Origin of the sequence: Halobacillus litoralis, from assembly GCF_009856415.1 — a bacterium.
Taxonomy (GTDB): domain Bacteria; phylum Bacillota; class Bacilli; order Bacillales; family Halobacillaceae; genus Halobacillus; species Halobacillus litoralis_C.
In genome coordinates, this window is record NZ_WMEZ01000008.1 from 128,797 (window position 1) to 146,540 (window position 17,744).

Genomic DNA, 17,744 nt, shown 5'->3' on the forward strand with positions numbered 1-17,744 from the left:
TAAATCGCCTCCAATTAATTTTTAATGTAAAACCATTGTATTATAACAATATTCAGAAATCAACCATCTGTTATAAAACAATGTGTAATTAGGCAAAAAGTTTTAGGAGTGATGAAAATGAAAGTGACAATTATCGGTTATTGGGGAGCTTACCCTGCAGCGGGTAGTGCAACTTCGGGGTATTTATTTGAAAAAGATGGTTTTTCGATGCTTATCGACTGTGGAAGTGGTGTGTTATCACGGCTGCAACAATTTATGAAGGTAGATGAACTGGATGCGGTTGTACTTTCTCATTATCATCATGACCACATTGCAGATATTGGCCCTCTTCAATATGCCTGCCTTGTTCAGAACACTCTTGCAGAAACAAATGAAACGCTTCCGATTTATGGGCATAAAGAAGAGAAAGGAAAGTTTGAAACATTAACCCATCAATATACAAAAGGCATCGCCTATGAACCTGAAAAAACGCTGGAGATAGGGCCTTTCTCCATCCAATTCCAAAAAACGAATCATCCAGCCCCTTGTTATGGTATGCGGATTTCTGATGGTAATGACACGGCGGTTTACACAGCAGATACAAGCTATTTCAAGGAGTGGGCGACATTTGCAAAAAATGCGGACCTTCTGATTACAGATACAAACTTTTATAAGGACATGGACGGAAAAAAAGCAGGGCATATGACGAGTACAGAGGCAGCCACCATCGCTGAAGAGGCCAATGTAAAGACTTTATGGCTCAGTCATCTGCCACACTTTGGCCAGCTGACGAGGTTGCGTCAGGAAGCGGAAGATATCTTCAGCGGAACCATTCAACTGGCGGATGAAGGGCTTTCATGGAGTAAATGAATTGTTTCCAAGCTCCTAAACGATTACAATGGTACATGGACAATACGGACTGAAAGGATGAAACGCATGCTTTTTATTGACCATGAGGGGATTAACGATCCTCGTATTAACTTGGCCATTGAAGAATACGCATTAAAAAATCTCGATATCAACGACACTTACTTACTGTTCTATATCAACGAACCTTCTATCATCATTGGTAAAAATCAAAATACGGTGGAAGAAATCAATACAAGCTATGTAGAAGGGAACGGGATCCATGTTGTTCGTCGTCTTTCTGGCGGAGGTGCGGTCTATCATGATCTAGGAAACTTGAACTTCAGTTTCATTACAAAGGACGATGGGGACAGTTTTCATGATTTCGCTAAATTTACAAAACCGGTAACAGAAGCATTGAAGAAGCTGGGAGTAAACGCAGAATTGTCCGGGCGTAATGATATTGTGGCAGAAGATGGCCGGAAAATTTCAGGAAACGCTCAATTCTCTACCCGGGGCCGCATGTTCAGTCACGGGACATTGATGCTTGATTCTGAAATTGAGAACGTTGTTTCTGCTCTTAACGTGAAAACAGAGAAGATCAAGTCGAAAGGAATTAAATCGATTCGAAGTCGTGTTGCAAACATCTCTGAATTCCTTGATGAAAAGATTACTATGGAAGAGTTCAAGAACTTGATCCTCCGCTACATTTTCGATGTCGAAGATGTGAAGGATGTTCCTCAATATAAGTTGACAAAAGAAGATTGGGAAAATATTTACAATCTGGCAGAAGAACGCTACAAAAATTGGGATTGGAATTACGGCAAGTCACCAAAGTTTAACATCCAGCATACGAAACGAATTGAAGGTGCTGGGAGCTATGATATTCGTCTTGATGTAGCCAAAGGACGCATTCAGAATGCGAAAATCTTTGGGGATTTCTTTGGTGTTGGAGACATCAATGAGATTGAAGAAACATTAATTGGCACGAAGTATGAACGCCAGGCGATATCTGAAGCTCTAGGTGATGTGGATGTTTCTCATTATCTTGGTAAAATCAGCAAAGAAGACTTTCTTGATATGGTGTATTAACCAAAAGGAACGTTCCTTATTTAAGGAACGTTCCTTTTTTCTATATTACACTCCTGGTACCTTAAGACGACAAATGTTGCTAAAAAGTTTTCAGTATTTTATAATTATATTGAAAATTATTAAAATGAATGACTATTCATTCATAATCAAGGGGGAGCATACATGAATCTAAGCGAACAACTGTCGCTTACGGCTCAGCGTCATCCTGCTAAAGATGCCTACATATTTCAAGGCCAGCGGGTGAGTTATCAAGAGTTTGATGCAACAGTCACTAAATTCGCTTCTAAGTTGTCTGAACTAGGTTATGGAAAAGGGGATCATTTGGCACTTGTGAGTGGCAACAGTCCTTTGTTCATGATTGGACTCTACGGAGCACTTCGAGCAGGGACAACCGTCATACCAATTAATCCTACGTACACCGTTGATGAAATGAGTTACATTTTGAAAAATGGAGACGTTAGGGCAGTCATGACGATGGATGTATTGATCGACAAATTTGAAGTTATGGATCATGATCTTGATGTCGGTCACTATTTTGTTGCAGACACGGGAACAGGTGTGGATTTGGAGACTTCTTCACTGAAAGAAAAAATGAAATCGTTTACAAGCGTTGTAGCAGAGGGAAGTTTAGATTATGAAGCCTCTCCACTCGATAATCAGGACGTGGGCGTTATTCTTTACACATCCGGAACGACAGGAAAGCCGAAAGGCGCAATGCTCACACATCAAAACCTATACTCCAACGCTACGGATGTAGCGGATTACCTGCAAATCACCGCAGACGATCGTGTGATAGCAACGTTACCGATGTTTCATGTTTTCTGCTTGACGGTTTGCTTGAACGCTCCCGTCATGAATGGAGGAACCGTATTAATCGTACCTAAATTCTCTCCTCAAGAAGTGTTTGCCACGGCAGAAGAACACCAGGCCACGGTGTTCGCCGGTGTCCCGACCATGTATAACTATTTATTACACACAGGAAAAGAACAGGCACCAACGTTCCGCCACATGCGTCTTTGTATTTCTGGAGGTTCCTCCTTGCCGGTCGCTTTATTAGAATCATTCGAAAAGCAGTTCAACGTACGTGTTTCAGAAGGCTACGGACTCTCCGAAGCCTCACCTGTCACAGCTTTCAATCCCCTGGATCGACCAAGAAAAGCAGGTTCCATCGGGCAGAATATCAAAAATGTTGAAAATAAAGTGGTGGATGAACTTGGCGAAGAACTCCCTGCCGGTGAGGTGGGTGAATTGATCGTCAAAGGCCCGAACGTCATGAAGGGATACTATAAACTTCCTGAAGAGACCGCTGTAACGATTCGTGATGGTTGGTTATATACAGGAGACATGGCTCGTCAGGATGAAGACGGATATTTCTACATCGTGGATCGTAAAAAAGATATGATCCTTGTTGGAGGATATAACGTCTATCCAAGAGAAGTAGAAGAAGTATTGTACCAACACGAAGATGTGACGGAAGTCGCGGTCGTAGGAGCCCCCGACCCTGAACTGGGGGAGACGGTCATCAGCTTTGTCGTTTCTAAAAATCCAACGTTAACAGATGCACAACTAACCGAATATTGCCGGGATCATTTAGCGAAGTATAAGGTACCTTCACGTATCGAATTTATGTCTGAGCTTCCTAAAAACACGACAGGGAAGATTCTGCGCAAAAATTTACGTGAACAACTTACGAATTCTAAATAACTTCAAGGTGCATTCAAAGCTCAAAGTCCCCATACTTTGAGCTTTTTAAGATTTTCCTCTTTTCATTTAAAGCTCCTGTTTGTGTAAGACCCAATTTCGAGATCATCGGCGTTCGTTTCCCATCCTGGGAGCTCGCCTATTTCCTTCTCCCATGGGTGTCTGGCAGCTCCAACCATTCAACGAAAGTCTTGGAACCCTGGTCTTCCAGAATCCTGCCAGATTGTTGATAAGCTTTCGCTGATCATTGGGGAGTATTGGAACTTTTTCTTTTGTGAGACGTAGAAAAAAGAAAGGGGGAAAAGTGATGGAAGAATTACATGAATCATTAATGGAAGCTAGAAGAAGATATCTCGAGAAAGAACGTCTACATAGAGAGAGGGAACAATTGAAAAAAGAACATAAAGAACTGCGTGCTAAAGAACGGCGCTACTTAGAAATGCTAGAGGAAGAACAAGAAGATGTCGAAAAGCTGGAACGCATGAGCCTTACCAATCTATTCGTTACCATTACAGGTAAGAAGCTGGAGAAAGTGGAACAAGAAAAACGGGAGGCTTTGGAGGCACGTTTGAAATGGAGAGAAGCCCATCAATCCTCTCTAGAGGTGGAGAAAGAAGTAGAAAATATTTCTGAGAGTATTGCAGCTTATGGAAATCCAAAAGAGGAGTATGATGGGCTGTATCAAAGAAAGAAGCAATTCCTTATATCAAAAGGCGAGGAGAAAGGAGAGCGTTTGCTTGAACTTAGTGAAAAGCGATCCATGCTCCAGGCGGAATTGGTTGAAATAAGCGAGGCAATCGATGCAGGCCAATCCGCAATCCGAGCATTAGAAGATGCATCGACTTCGTTGACTTCTGCTGAGAACTGGGGAGCACTAGATATGCTAGGTGGTGGCCTTCTAACTACAGCCGTCAAACATTCACGAGTGGATGATGCAGATACCGCTATCCATACCGCACAAAGATATTTGCGGAAGTTCGCAAATGAAATTGATGATTTAGGCAATCATTACGATATTCATATTCACATATCCGGTGGTTTGAAGGTTGCCGATTACTTTTTTGATGGCTTACTTGTGGATTGGTTCGTCCAAAATAAACTCCAATCTTCTCATGAGGAAGTGAGAGAAGTTAGAAAAAAGACCCATGCTGTTCTTCTTGATCTTGAAACATTGAATCGTCAATTTGAAAAAGAAGAAGGTGCTCTGACAGAAGAGATGGATCGAATTGTCCGGCATACCTAACTGGAATTTTAAGTTGTCGTATGTCATTTACTAGAAAATTCGCACCAATTTGCGGACCTCCGCAAATTTTTTTCGGTGAACCTGGACCTAGGATATATTACAATAGAAACAGATAAGCGGTGATGCTTATTTATCTCATAACTATTTATGATTTGGTTGTCATAAATAGGTCAGTAACGTTGTTTACTGATGAGTGTCACGGAAAAGTCTTTCCTCTCAAAAGAACTTTTCCAACAATTTATTCCCTCACTCAAAAGTTAACCAGTCGTCTCTTTTGGCCCATGCTCACGTGAGCATGGGTCCTTTTTTTATCTAGCCTCTTAAATATAAGCTCCCGATTGTGGAAGACTCAGTTTCGAGATGTATCGGGGTTCGTTGCCGTGTTGGGCGTTAGGGTTGGTTGGGAAGCTACTCGCTTTCCTGTGGGGGAGTGGCGAGCTTCCTCGGACTACGTCCTGCGGGATCTCGCCTATCTCCTTTCTCCCACGGGAGTCTCGCAGCTTCCCAACCACCCCATTCTTTTTGTGAAAAACGAACCCCTTTCCAAGTGGGATTGTCTTCTGCTATCCCGATTGTTAAAAGCATAAAAGGCTCTGTATCAAGCTTTCAGAGTTTAAGTACCCGGGGATGGGAGTTTTAATCTTATACTTCAATCAAACTAAATAGCTGTTTATTCCGGAGGTGGTTTCGAGACTATTATATAGCAAAGGGGCGGAGGGGAATGGCGAGACTCCTGCGGGAAAAGAGTGCTAGGTGAGACCCCGCAAGGCGTCAGCCTGAGGAGGCTCATCGCGCTCCCGCGGAAAGCGAGCTATTCCCCGTAGCCCCATCCACTCAATAAACATCTCGAAACTGAGTCTTCAACAATCCTGCCATTTACTTTAATAACAAGTGTTGGGGTGCGAGAGGCGGATTTAAGTGTATGAGCATGGCTGATTGGGTTTAAAATAACGGAATGATGAATGGAAGGGAGCTTAATGATGATGGGAAAATTAGATGGTCAGGTCGTGTTGGTGACTGGGGCAAATCGTGGACAGGGAAAGGCCATTGCAGAATATTTATTGTCTCTTGGAGCATCGGTGGCGTTTGGAGCACGAAATGTCCACCATGCTGAAGAGGTGGTGGCATCCACAGGGTCTTCAGAAGCATTTGCTGTACAGTTGGATGTAACGAAGAATGAGGAATGGATGGCTGCCACAGCTGAGATCGTTAAGAAATTCGGTCGGTTGGATGTACTTGTCAATAATGCTGGGCTTTTGATCCGAAAGCCTTTTATAGAGATGAAAACGGAGGAGTATGAGCAATTAATCCAAGTAAATCAGCTGGGGGTCTTTTTCGGAATGCAGGCAGCCATCCCTTATATGATTGAACAGGGAAAGGGTTCCATCGTGAATAACTTATCGATTTCTTCTTTCGCTCCGATTAGCCAGTCATCTGCATACGCAGCAACGAAAGCGTCTGTGGTGGCGATGTCGAAAGCTGCAGCTATTGAACTCGGACCCTCAGGGGTTCGTATCAATATGGTCCACCCAGGTGGAGTGGAGACCGAGATGGCAACAGAGGGAAAAGGGGTCCCGGAATTTTATGATTCGATCCCTCTCGGTAGGATCGGGCAGCCCCGGGAAATAGCTAAAGCTATTGCTTTCCTTGCTTCTGACGATAGTTCTTATTGTACGGGAACGGAAATCGTTGTAGATGGTGGGATGACGTTAGGGACGGCTGATCGATGATCATTTAGGCTTTTTGTAGGTGATCATAAATTCTTCTTTTGTAAGATAAAAGTCACGTTCTGGTCTGCGTTGTAACAAATGGTGATTTTCGAGCTTATAATAACTTATCCGTTTGTATGGGTCATCATCTATGACAGGGAGCTCCTGGGTCTGTTTCATATACTGGTCGACAGCATGTTGAACGAGATCGATATCCAGCGCAAGGTCCCGGTCCTGCTCTTCAAACAACTCATAGGTTTCCCGAGACATGTAGAAGTTTTGAATAGGCACAGCCTTTAAATAGGGGGCTAAAAGTTCATAATCCAAGGAAAGGTCCTCTTTGATGATCACACTCAGAGGAACATCTTTCGGTTTGGCATCTGCATAGGCATGGACGGCTTTTCGGACATCGTGGATGGATAAATCCTTCTTCTCCAGCTTCGGCTTCTTGTTTTTTCGGCTCCACATGGTGTATTCCTCCTAAATGAAATTTTGCTTGAGAGGTGTTTCAAATGAAAGATCAACCGGTTCAGCCTGAACTCGATTTCTTCACATTACTTAATCCTGACTTTGGTCGTGGTGAAGAGCAGAGAGGAAACAAAGGGCAGAAAGAAGAAAAGGTGTAATTGTAGTATAGCAGAATCGTCGAAATGAAACATTTTTTAAGAATGTTTAGACTTTTGTCGGGTGATTTGGTAAATTAAAGAAGATGAGCGGTAGGTTCGACCTGAGTGTAGAGCTGCCGCCACTTGAAATGAAAGAGGTGTTGTAGTGGATGACATATGTTCATGGAAAAGAATACGAGATTAATCCTCAGACCATTGCTCTTATTGCCACAAACAATGAGGATGGACAAGCTATTACAGAAGTTATGGAAACGGATGAGCGCTTTGTCATTTCGAAATGTCCAAGTGATCTTATTGATCGTTCCTGCCGTTACTTTGCAAGCAGCCTTGATGGCCGGATTGCTGGCACAAAACAATTGACCGGTTACACGCACAAACCCCCGATTGTCATATCAGAAGCGATGGGCATTTACTTCTTCCCGATTATCTCCCCGAAACGAAAAGACTGCTCCTGGATCGCCCACAAATATATCCGCTCCTACCGTGGAGAGCCCAATAAAACGACGACGGTTCAATTTACGAACGGTATGACCGTCAATCTTCCCGTTTCTGATGGCATGTTTGCCAATCAAGTGCAGCGAACCGCTCATTTGCGCGTCATTCTTGAGGACCGTTTCCATTCGACACCTGTGGTTGCTGATCATCGTGCCGAACGGATCGCTGAGACCTTCTCATAAGCTCGAACAAAATGTTTTCCACTTTTTTTCTGATGGCTGGATTGAAATAGTTGCGCTTCTCTTCATATCCATGAGCTAAAAAAAGGAAAGAGGTAAATGAATCGTTCCTTCCTGATTCAACCACCTGCAATTTCATCTGGTCCATTTGCTTTCTTAGTTCTCTCCGTTCCTTTCGCGCTTCCAGTTCCATTTTACCGAGCATCTCCATGTAGGGCTCCTTGATTTTGAATTTCCCTTGTTCCATGTGTTTTCGATCCTGCCTAATCACAGTGATGGCCATAGATAAAAACAAATAGCGGGAAGCGAGATCCAATTCGTTTTGTTTTAGATACCTCATGTCATTCTCCTCCGAATACGAACAAGTGTTCTTGTTTGTATTATACCACGGAAAGGTCCAATGTATGCAAGATAGTTTTGCAAAAAGGTTGAAAGTGGCAAGAAGGGGAAATGCTAGATAAGGGCTCACATACTGGTAGGCATGGAGCGGGATTTCAGATAAAATAAAGAAAAGCATACACTGTTCACTAGTGTACATAAGGAGCAGCATCATGGATTCAGTGTTTGAAAAAATCAACCAATGGCGCCATTTAGCAGAGAATGATCAATTATTTGATTACATTATCAGGCAACTGGAAGGATTGGAACGGTTTGGACCAATCCCGGGCATCCTATTTCCTCTTATCGAAGCGTTTTTACCGATTTTGCCACTTGTCGCCTTTGTATTAGCCAATGCTGTCGTGTATGGATTATTCAAAGGATTTCTTTATTCATGGCTTGGGGCTGTTTTCGGATCTTTATGCGTATTTTTTATTATTCGCCGATTAGGGGATAAGCGTTTGTTCAAGAAGATTACAAGGCAAAAGCAAGTGAAGAAAGTGACGAAGTGGGTGGAGGAGCATGGGTTTGGCCCATTGTTCTTGCTCATGTGCTTCCCCTTTTCTCCATCCTCGATCATTAACGTGGTTTCTGGGTTATCCAATGTCAGTCGACAGCAATTCATTCTAGCCGTCCTTTTGGGCAAAGCCGTCATGATTTTTACAATTGCCTATGTAGGTTCGAGTATCGCATCGTTTGCGCAGAACCCAGTGAAATCTATTGTCGTCGGCGTTTGCATTCTGCTCTTTTGGGTGCTTGGGAAGTATATCGAAAAGAGAATACAAATAAAAGCGGAACAGAAAGCGTACAGCGGGGATTAAGTTTGTCTCAGCCGGGGTAAAATGTTTGTAGCATAACACCTGGAGGCGCAAACAATGAAAAAATATAAAAGAGCGATCAGAACGGTACTATTCGCCCTGCTGCTGGCTTTTGTGTTCCGCTCTTATTTATTCGCAAGCTACATTGTAGACGGCGAATCAATGGAGCCGACGCTCTATGACGGGAATTTATTGATGGTCAATAAAGCTGTCTACGATTGGCAGGATATCGGAAGGCAGCAGGTGATCGTTTTTCATGCAAATGAGGAAGAGGATTATGTGAAGCGGGTGATAGGAGTCAGCGGGGATGAGATCGCTGTTCGAGATGATCAGTTGTATATCAATGGTAAACGCGTTGATGAAAGTTACCTTGACCCACTCCGTCCGAATGATGGACTGCCTTTTACAGAAGATTTCACGTTGGAAGAAGTGACGGGACATCAAAAGGTCCCGGAAGGCCACTTATTCGTGATGGGGGATAATAGGAGGGACAGCCTGGATAGTAGATATTTCGGCTTCGTACCCGCAGATACCGTCGTCGGAAAAGTGGATGTACGTTACTGGCCTATGAATCAACTAGGCGTACAGTTCTAAAACACAACCGTCCTTAAGGGCGGTTTTTTTTATGTCTATCGTTATTCAACAATATGGCAGGATTGTGGAAGACTGATGTTTCGGGGTTCGTTGCTGGGGATGAGCGTTTGCCACTCCCCCACAGGAAAGCGAGTAGCTTTAGCTTGGGTGTTTGAATACGAGAACCTCCCTTATGCTGAAAAGCTGCTTTAGGGCAAAAGGGCGGAGGGGAATGGCGAGACTCCTGCGGGAAAAAAGTGCATGGTGAGACCCCACAGGACGCAGTCCGAGGAGGCTCACCGCGCTCCTGCGGAAAGCGGGCTATTCCCCGCACCCCCATCCACTCAACAAAAGTCTCGAAACTGAGTCTTCAAGTAAAGGGAGCGATTGTTGAGGAGCGGGAGAGCATCATAAACGGTTCAAAAATGATAAAATATAAACAGAATGAGAAAGAAAGGAGCGGTCGGTATGGGGCTGCGTTTTTTGCTCGGTCGTTCAGGAGCAGGAAAAAGTACACGTTGCTTAAATGAAATAGAAGCAAAGTTAAAAGATGACCCACGAGGACCGGCGATCATTTACATCGTTCCGGACCAGATGACCTTCCAACAGGAATACGGCCTTCTGAAAAGAGAGGGAGTGGAAGGCTCGATTCGTGCCCAAGTCTTCAGTTTTTCACGGCTTGCCTGGAGAGTGCTCCAGGAAACTGGAGGGGGAACGAAACAGTTCATTACATCTACAGGGGTTCAAATGATGCTGCGCAAAATTGTGGAGGAACGGACGTCTGATTGGCGTGTTTTTCAAAAAGCGGTTGAGAAGCAGGGATTCATTGAACAACTGGAGGGGATGATCACAGAATTTAAGCGTTACCGCATTACACCGGAGGATCTTCAAGCACAGATGGACGCGCTTGATCAGTTCGTTCACACCACGAGTCAGGAACAGGGTTTAAGAGACAAGTTGGATGATATGACCTATATTTATGATCGTCTTGTTGATGCGCTGAAAGATCAATACATAGATAGTGAGGATCAGCTCCAGCTTCTAGCCAGCAAAATTCCTGAAGCTTCTTTTCTAGAAGGAGCAGAAGTGTACATCGACGGGTTCCACAGCTTTACACCTCAGGAGTATCAAGTCATTGAAACTCTTTTGAGAAAGGTGAAGACGGTTCATGTGACGTTGACGACAGAGGAACCGGCGGGAGAAGAGAATCCTGAGCTTGACCTTTTTCATGAAACGAAACAAACGTACCTTGATCTGAAAAAGGTGGTTGAAGAAGCAGGCGTCCATCTGGAAGATACGGAGGTGCTTGACCATACCTCAGGTCGTATGAAGGACCAGCCCGCATTTCTACATTTAGAAAAGTATTATGATGTACGGCCAGCAGATCCGTTTGAAGGAAGAGTACCGATTCAAATTGCAGAAGCGGTTCATCCTCGTGCAGAAGTCGAAGGGGTGGCACAGGAGATTCTTCATCTCGTTCGTGATCAAGGCTATCGTTATAAGGATATGGCTATCTTGATGCGTGAGCCGGACGTTTACCATAGTCTGATTGAAACACTCTTTGATGATTATGATATTCCGGTGTTTATCGATGAAAAAAGGACGATGCTCAACCATCCGATGATCGAACTCGTCCGCTCGGGCCTTGATGTCATAGAAGGGAATTTCCGTTATGATGCTGTTTTTAGGCTATTAAAAACCGGCTTTATTCCAGCGACAGACCGCAGCCATCCATTGAATGAAGATGCGATTGATGAACTGGAAAATTACGTACTTGAGTACGGCATACGGGCACGCAGTCAATGGTTTTCAGATAAGCCATGGGTTTACCAGCGTTTTCGTGGATTTGAACAGTCCGCACAGACGGATGAAGAAAAAGCGAAACAAACGCGGATCAATGCGTACCGTGACCAAGTGCGCCAAGCGCTGCAGCCATTTGATGAGGAGCTTAGAGCAGCCAAGACGATTGAAGAGCGGGCACGGGTCATCTACTTATGGCTGGAAGGTTTGCGCGTACCGGATCTGCTTGAGTCCTGGCGTACGTTTTATGATGAAAAAGGAGAAATTGAGCGCGGCCGTGAACAGGCCCAAGTATGGGATGATTTCCTGCAACTGCTTGATGAAATGGTGGAAATGGCTGGTGATGAAAAAATGTCGCTCCAAGTCTTCCGCAGTACCATCGACAGTGGCTTGGAATCTCTGACGTTCGCCCACGTTCCGCCAAGCATGGATCATGTCATCGTCGGAAGTGTCGACCGTTCAAGAATGACGGGCATCAAAGCATCGTTCCTTCTCGGTGTCACTGATGGGATGTGGCCGATGAAGCCGCCAAGTGATGGGATGATTTCTGAACAGGAACGTTCCTTGCTTGCGGAGCATGGCATTCAGCTTGCGGATGGCAGCAACCGTCAACTTCTGGATGACCGTTTTTATGTGTATTTGGCTCTGACGATGCCTGCAAATCAATTGTGGATCAGCTATCCGCTCAGTAATGAGGAGGGGAAGTCTAAGGTTCCTGCGACGCTCATCCAACGTATTGAGGAATTGTTTCCAAATACGAAGGAGCATGTACTTTTGCAGGATCCTGATGACTTGTACGATGCGGAGCGGTTCATTACGAATCCGCAGAAGACGAGGTCGGCACTCACCTCGCAGTTTGCCCGGTATTTGAAAGGGTATTTGATGCAGCCGGTCTGGTGGGAGCTGTTGAACTGGTATATTGAGCATGAGCCTTCCCATGGATTAACGAACCGTGTTTTGCAGAGTCTTTTTTATAAAAACAAGCCTGTATCTCTTTCAAAGGAAACGACGGGGCAGTTGTTTGATAAACAAGTGAAAACGAGTGTTTCACGACTGGAAACGTACCATCGTTGTTCGTATCAGTATTTCGCCCAGCACAGCCTGGGGCTTGAGGAACGAAGGACTTACAAGTTGGATGCTCCTGATATCGGCCAGCTCTTCCATGAAGCGCTCAAGCAGATTACGGAATGGGTGCAGGCGGAAGGACGTGACTTTTCTCAACTGGGACGTCAGGATACGAACCTTTATGCAGAAAAAGCGACCAATGAACTGGCCCCAATTTTACAGAATCAAATCTTGAAAAGTTCGAACCGCTACCAATATATTCAGAAAAAACTGCAGCAGGTCATTGCACGAGCGACGTTCGTCCTCAGTGAGCAGGCAAGGAGTAGTCAATTTTCTCCTGTCGGTCTGGAACTTGGTTTCGGCACTGGGGGAGATTCGAAACTTCCACCACTGTCCTTTGACTTGCCGAATGGATATGAACTCATGCTTCGCGGACGTATCGACCGTGTAGACAAAGCTCTTTCGGAAGAAGATCTATTTTTAAGGATCATTGATTACAAATCCAGCAGCAAAGGCTTGAGTCTTGTTGATGTCTTTTATGGTTTGTCGCTGCAGATGCTCGCTTATTTAGATGTTGTGCTGACGAACGCTGAGCATTGGCTTGGAAAGAATGCATCCCCTGGAGGCGTGCTTTATTTCCACGTGCACAACCCGATGATTACAGGAAAACAGCTTCTTCAAGACGAGCAGATCGAAGAAGAGATTTTCAAGAAATTCAAAATGCAAGGCCTGCTTTTAGAAAACGAGCGTGTCGTTCAAATGATGGATACAGGTCTTGAAAAAGGATACAGCCAAATCGTGCCTGCCGCTTTAAAAGCGAAGGGTGGATTTTATAAGAGTTCAAAAACAGCGGATGCGGAGCGTTTCGAACAACTGAAACAGTACATCCGCGGGTTGATGACAGAAGCAGGGACGAGAATAACGGATGGAGCTGTCGATCTTAATCCGTTTCAGAAAAACCAGCAGGTCGCCTGTGAATTTTGTTCGTACCGATCTGTCTGTCAGTTCGACCCGACACTTGAAGAACACAACTATCGGAAACTGCAGGACATGAAGGATGAAGATGTTCTGGAGAGACTGACGAAAGGGAAGGAGGATGCGTAATGGTCAGTTGGACAAAAGAACAGGAGAGGGCCATATATTCTCATGGATCGAACATCCTCGTGGCTGCGGCTGCAGGATCAGGGAAGACAGCGGTTCTGGTAGAGCGGATTATTCAGAAGCTTCTTCATAAAGATGATCCAGTCGATATCGATTCCTTGCTAGTGGTGACGTTCACGAATGCTGCGGCACAGGAGATGAGGAACCGTGTAGGACAGGCATTGGCGAAGGCTTTAGAAGAAAACCCAGGCTCCCACCATTTGAAAAAGCAGCTGTCCTTGCTTCAAAACGCTTCCATCTCCACGCTTCACTCGTTTTGTATGGAAGTGGTGCGCCGCTATGCCTATTTGCTTGATCTCGACCCTGGTTTCCGGATTGCCGATACGGTTGAATCAGACTTGATTCAGCAGGAGGTGCTGGAAGAGCTGTTCGAGGACTGGTACGGAAAAGAAGGCGAAGAGCAGCAGCGCTTTTTCGATGTGGTTGAACGCTTTTCAAGCGACCGGAGTGATCTGGATGTAGAGAAATTGGTGCTCGACCTGTACACATTCGCTACGCAAAACCCGTGGCCGGATGCGTGGATCGATCAAATGGTAGAAATGTACAATGTGGGTGATGTCGAAAGTGAGAGAGACCTTCCGTGGCTCAACCTGTTGAAACAGGAAGTGAAAAGCCAGTTGAAAGCGATGGAAACAGAAGCGAAGCAAGTGATGGAGCTCACACGTGAACCGGATGGTCCCTATGCTTATGCGGAGACGGCAGAGTCGGACCTTGAGTTGATCCAGCAGGCAAAAGGAGCACTTGCTCATTCCTGGTCAGAGATGCAAAGCTTTATGGCTGGACAGAAATTTGCCACGTTATCCCGTAAGAAGATGGATTGTAATGCGGAGAAAAAGGAACAGGCGAAAAAGATCCGGGACCGTTATAAAAAGCGTTGGAATGAGGTCCGTGATGAATGGTTTTCCCGTTCGCTGCAAAGTTATTTGAAAGATATGCAGGACTTGCATCCCGTCATGGAACAGCTCGCCGTCATTGTGAAAGATTTTAAAGAGCGATACGAGCAGCTGAAAAAAGAGAAAGCAATTGTCGACTTTTCTGACTTGGAGCACTATTGTCTGCATGTTTTACTGGATGAAACAGCAACTCCTGTGGATCTTGTCCCTTCCCAAGTTGCAGAAAGTTTCCAAAAGCAGTTTTCAGAGGTGTTGATTGATGAATATCAAGATACGAACCTCGTACAGGAAACGTTACTTCGGCTGTTGACGGAAGGAAAAGACGCCGGCCACTTATTTATGGTCGGAGATGTGAAGCAGAGCATCTACCGGTTCCGGCATGCAGAACCCTCCTTATTTTTAAACAAGTACAAGCTTTACGGAAATGAAGAAAATGATGGCGAGCGGATTGACCTGGCTCGTAACTTCCGTAGCCGAAAACAAGTGCTGGATGCGACAAATTATATCTTCCGCCAAGTGCTTGATGAAGAAGTCGGTGAGATGGAGTATGAGAAGGACGCGGAGCTCATTTACAGCAACAAAATTTATGATGAATTAACGGCTGATGATGCTGATGCGGAGCTTTTCCTCATCGACCGTGAGTCACAGGAAAGCGACAGTGACGAGGATGAAGCTTATAAAGATTTAGAAAAAGCCCAGCTTGAAGCCCGTGCCTATGGAAGATTGATTCGCAAATGGCTAGGGTATGAAGGCGGGGAACCAATTCAAGTCGTGGATAAAGAAACGGGAACGAAGCGACCATTACAATACAGAGACATCGTCATCCTGATGCGTTCGATGACGTGGGCATCCACCATCGTGGACGAATTGAAACAGCAAGGTATTCCAATTTATGCAGAGCTCTCCACAGGGTATTTCGAAGCGATTGAAATCAAAGTGATGCTCAGCCTGCTCAAGGTTATCGATAACCCAATGCAGGATATCCCGCTCGCATCTGTACTCAAATCGCCGATTGTTGGTCTTGATGAAGATGAGCTTGCACAAATTCGTCTTGCGAAGAAGCGGGCGACCTATTACGAAGCCATGCAGGCTTATGTGGCGAAAGATGAGCTGGGCCGTAAAGTGGATGAGTTCCTGGGTTTGTTAAAAAGTTTCCGCGAACAGGCGCGTCAAGGAGCTTTATCTGAACTCATTTGGGACATTTTCCGTGAAACAGGCTACTACGACTTTGTCGGTGGAATGCCGGGTGGGCGTCAGCGACAGGCAAACTTGAGAGCTTTGTACGATCGTGCCCGTTCTTATGAAGCCACCTCATTCCGTGGATTGTTCCGCTTTCTTCGTTTTATAGAGCGGATGGAAGAAAGAGGGGATGACCTCGGAGCGGCCCGTGCCCTTGGTGAGCAGGAAGATGTTGTCCGGATCATGACGATTCACAAGAGTAAGGGGCTTGAGTTCCCTGTCGTCATTCTTGGGGCCATGGACAAGCAGTTCAATATGATGGACTTGAAGAATCGATATTTGCTGCATAAAGATTATGGGTTCGGCTCACGCTATATCAATCCTGAAAAAAGGCTCATGTACCCGACGCTTGCTTATCACGCATTGAAAGAAGCCAAACGTCGGGAACTTCTAGCGGAAGAAATGAGAGTGTTGTACGTAGCATTGACAAGAGCGAAGGAGAAACTGGTCATGGTCGGTAATGTTGCTTCTTTTGAAAAGAAACAGGAGAAGTGGCAGAACTTTGTGGAAGCCCGTGACTGGGTCCTTCCACCACACGATCGCCTGGAGGCGAAATCTTACCTCGATTGGGTGGGTCCTGCGTTAATTCGTCACCAGCACACGTCAGATCTTCGGGGTGACGTGGAAGTGATGACGGCTGAAGAAATTCACTATGATGAATCTCAGTGGCGGGTCCACATTGCTCACGGAAGTGAATTTAGTGTTCTTGATGAAGTGAAAGAAAAACGGGATGAACAGCTGCAGCAGGCGGTTGAGGGTTGGAAACCGGTCGAGGTCCTTGAAGTAGTGGATGAAGCTTATGTGAAGCGGCTTGACTTTGTGTACCCACATGTCAAAGCGGCTTATACCAGAGCCAAGCAGACTGTGACAGAAATCAAACGTCAGCGTGAGACGAAGGACGAATACTCCAGCGACCAGCTGCTCGTCCCTTATCGCGCACCAATCGTGAAACGTCCTCGTTTCATGCAGGAGGAAAAACAGCTGACGGCAGCAGAACGCGGAACAGCGATGCACACCGTCATGCAACACCTGCCTTTCACAAAAAAATGGACGAGCGGCGAAGTGGAGGAGTACGTGGAGCACCTGGTTCTAAAAGAAGTGCTTCGGCGCGAAGAAGCGGATGTGATTGATTTCAAAGCCGTTGCTGATTTTTTCGAAACCGATATAGGGGCGTATGTATTGCAAACGGATCAGATTGAACGCGAAGTTCCATTCAGTCTGACTTTGCCTGCCGATGAAGTTTACGCAGACTGGGAAGAAGCGACAGAAGAGCAAGTCTTCATCCAGGGGGTCATTGACGCTATGATTCCATATGAAGACGGATGGATGATCCTGGATTATAAATCGGATGCGATTCCTGAAGGTGCAGAGGATGCAGCATCTAAATTGGCGGACAGGTACCGAACACAATTGAGTTTGTACCAAACCGCGCTCGAAAAGATTTGGAAACAGCCTGTCCGAAAGAGTTGTTTGTATTTCTTTGAAGGATCCTTCATGGTGGAGGTCGATACACATGGGAGAGACCTGTGATCTATGTTCCCGCTCGCCGGTCAAGACGACAGAACATCACTTGATTCCGAAACAATACGGGGGCGTAGAAGGACCGACGGCGATGCTGTGCAATGCCTGTCACCGCCAGATTCATGCATTATTTACAAATGAAGAACTGGCCGCTTTTTATCATAGTGTCGAACGTTTGAAAGACCACCCGGATATGCAGAAGTATTTACGGTGGGTGAAAAAGCAGGACCCGGAGAAAAAAATAACGACAAGAAAATCGAATCGAAGAAAGAAAAAATGAAGAAGCCGGACACACACGTCCGGCTTCTTTTTTTGATAAGGGGCTATTTAACTTCCTAATCTATCGACACGAGTGCTCGATCGTGGGAAAGTGCCCGAACGCCGAAGGAAAGTGACTTAACTCCAAACGGCAAACGAAAGAACAAA

13 protein-coding genes are annotated in these 17,744 nt (G+C 45.3%); 11 read left to right on the plus strand and 2 right to left on the minus strand.

The annotated features are described in order from the left end of the window. Nucleotides 1–117 precede the first annotated feature (117 nt). From GLV98_RS16895 to GLV98_RS16915, 5 genes are all read left to right on the plus strand, one after another. On the plus strand, nt 118–849 hold the full coding sequence (locus tag GLV98_RS16895) for an MBL fold metallo-hydrolase (RefSeq protein ID WP_160917238.1): 732 nt from the start codon (nt 118–120) through the stop codon (nt 847–849). Nucleotides 850–915: 66 nt separating this feature from the next. After that, a complete protein-coding gene (locus GLV98_RS16900) occupies nt 916–1,917 on the plus strand; it encodes a lipoate--protein ligase (RefSeq protein ID WP_160917239.1) in 1,002 nt (333 codons plus the stop codon). A 162-nt stretch (nt 1,918–2,079) separates the two neighbouring features. After that, nucleotides 2,080–3,621, plus strand: coding sequence for a fatty acid--CoA ligase family protein (locus GLV98_RS16905; RefSeq protein WP_160917240.1), 1,542 nt, complete (start codon nt 2,080–2,082; stop codon nt 3,619–3,621). Nucleotides 3,622–3,925: 304 nt separating this feature from the next. After that, a complete protein-coding gene (locus tag GLV98_RS16910) occupies nt 3,926–4,861 on the plus strand; it encodes a hypothetical protein (RefSeq protein ID WP_160917241.1) in 936 nt (311 codons plus the stop codon). 983 nt (nt 4,862–5,844) lie between these two features. Further along, nucleotides 5,845–6,591, plus strand: a complete 747-nt coding sequence (locus GLV98_RS16915; protein WP_160917290.1) for an SDR family NAD(P)-dependent oxidoreductase — start codon at nt 5,845–5,847, stop codon at nt 6,589–6,591. Here the strand turns inward: GLV98_RS16915 and GLV98_RS16920 are convergent, their stop codons facing one another. Then, nucleotides 6,592–7,038 carry a DUF3939 domain-containing protein gene (locus GLV98_RS16920; protein ID WP_160917242.1) on the minus strand — a complete coding sequence of 149 codons (447 nt, stop codon included), beginning with the start codon at nt 7,036–7,038 and terminating at the stop codon, nt 6,592–6,594. Nucleotides 7,039–7,345: 307 nt separating this feature from the next. Between GLV98_RS16920 and GLV98_RS16925 the strand changes: the two genes are divergently transcribed. Further along, on the plus strand, nt 7,346–7,873 hold the full coding sequence (locus GLV98_RS16925; RefSeq protein ID WP_160917243.1) for a competence protein ComK: 528 nt from the start codon (nt 7,346–7,348) through the stop codon (nt 7,871–7,873). Here GLV98_RS16925 and GLV98_RS16930 read toward each other — a convergent pair. Beyond that, entirely contained in the window at nt 7,794–8,210 is a 417-nt protein-coding gene (locus tag GLV98_RS16930; protein WP_160917244.1) for a hypothetical protein, read from the minus strand. The genes GLV98_RS16925 and GLV98_RS16930 overlap by 80 nt on opposite strands. Before the next feature lie 211 nt (nt 8,211–8,421). Here GLV98_RS16930 and GLV98_RS16935 point away from each other — a divergent pair, with 211 nt between their 5' ends. The 5 genes from GLV98_RS16935 (at nt 8,422) to GLV98_RS16955 (ending at nt 17,598) form a co-directional block, all read left to right on the plus strand. Beyond that, nucleotides 8,422–9,069: a TVP38/TMEM64 family protein gene (locus tag GLV98_RS16935; RefSeq protein ID WP_115824097.1), complete on the plus strand. Its 648-nt coding sequence runs from the start codon at nt 8,422–8,424 to the stop codon at nt 9,067–9,069. Between the two features lie 54 nt (nt 9,070–9,123). After that, nucleotides 9,124–9,660, plus strand: coding sequence for a signal peptidase I (gene lepB / locus GLV98_RS16940; RefSeq protein ID WP_160917245.1), 537 nt, complete (start codon nt 9,124–9,126; stop codon nt 9,658–9,660). A gap of 447 nt (nt 9,661–10,107) precedes the next feature. Then, nucleotides 10,108–13,608 (plus strand): helicase-exonuclease AddAB subunit AddB, encoded by a 3,501-nt coding sequence (gene addB / locus GLV98_RS16945; RefSeq protein ID WP_160917246.1) that lies wholly within the window; start codon nt 10,108–10,110, stop codon nt 13,606–13,608. Continuing rightward, entirely contained in the window at nt 13,608–17,327 is a 3,720-nt protein-coding gene (addA, locus tag GLV98_RS16950; protein WP_160917247.1) for a helicase-exonuclease AddAB subunit AddA, read from the plus strand. Before addB ends, addA begins: the two co-directional genes overlap by 1 nt. Then, nucleotides 17,311–17,598 (plus strand): HNH endonuclease, encoded by a 288-nt coding sequence (locus GLV98_RS16955; protein ID WP_160917248.1) that lies wholly within the window; start codon nt 17,311–17,313, stop codon nt 17,596–17,598. Before addA ends, GLV98_RS16955 begins: the two co-directional genes overlap by 17 nt. Nucleotides 17,599–17,744: the final 146 nt, after the last annotated feature.

Coding starts and splice junctions, on each gene's coding strand:
- GLV98_RS16895 (WP_160917238.1), top strand. CDS start 118: ATGAAAGTGACAATTATCGGTTATTGGGGAGCTTACCCTGCAGCGGGT.
- GLV98_RS16900 (WP_160917239.1), top strand. CDS start 916: ATGCTTTTTATTGACCATGAGGGGATTAACGATCCTCGTATTAACTTG.
- GLV98_RS16905 (WP_160917240.1), top strand. CDS start 2,080: ATGAATCTAAGCGAACAACTGTCGCTTACGGCTCAGCGTCATCCTGCT.
- GLV98_RS16910 (WP_160917241.1), top strand. CDS start 3,926: ATGGAAGAATTACATGAATCATTAATGGAAGCTAGAAGAAGATATCTC.
- GLV98_RS16915 (WP_160917290.1), top strand. CDS start 5,845: ATGGGAAAATTAGATGGTCAGGTCGTGTTGGTGACTGGGGCAAATCGT.
- GLV98_RS16920 (WP_160917242.1), bottom strand. CDS start 7,038: ATGTGGAGCCGAAAAAACAAGAAGCCGAAGCTGGAGAAGAAGGATTTA.
- GLV98_RS16925 (WP_160917243.1), top strand. CDS start 7,346: ATGACATATGTTCATGGAAAAGAATACGAGATTAATCCTCAGACCATT.
- GLV98_RS16930 (WP_160917244.1), bottom strand. CDS start 8,210: ATGAGGTATCTAAAACAAAACGAATTGGATCTCGCTTCCCGCTATTTG.
- GLV98_RS16935 (WP_115824097.1), top strand. CDS start 8,422: ATGGATTCAGTGTTTGAAAAAATCAACCAATGGCGCCATTTAGCAGAG.
- lepB (WP_160917245.1), top strand. CDS start 9,124: ATGAAAAAATATAAAAGAGCGATCAGAACGGTACTATTCGCCCTGCTG.
- addB (WP_160917246.1), top strand. CDS start 10,108: ATGGGGCTGCGTTTTTTGCTCGGTCGTTCAGGAGCAGGAAAAAGTACA.
- addA (WP_160917247.1), top strand. CDS start 13,608: ATGGTCAGTTGGACAAAAGAACAGGAGAGGGCCATATATTCTCATGGA.
- GLV98_RS16955 (WP_160917248.1), top strand. CDS start 17,311: ATGGGAGAGACCTGTGATCTATGTTCCCGCTCGCCGGTCAAGACGACA.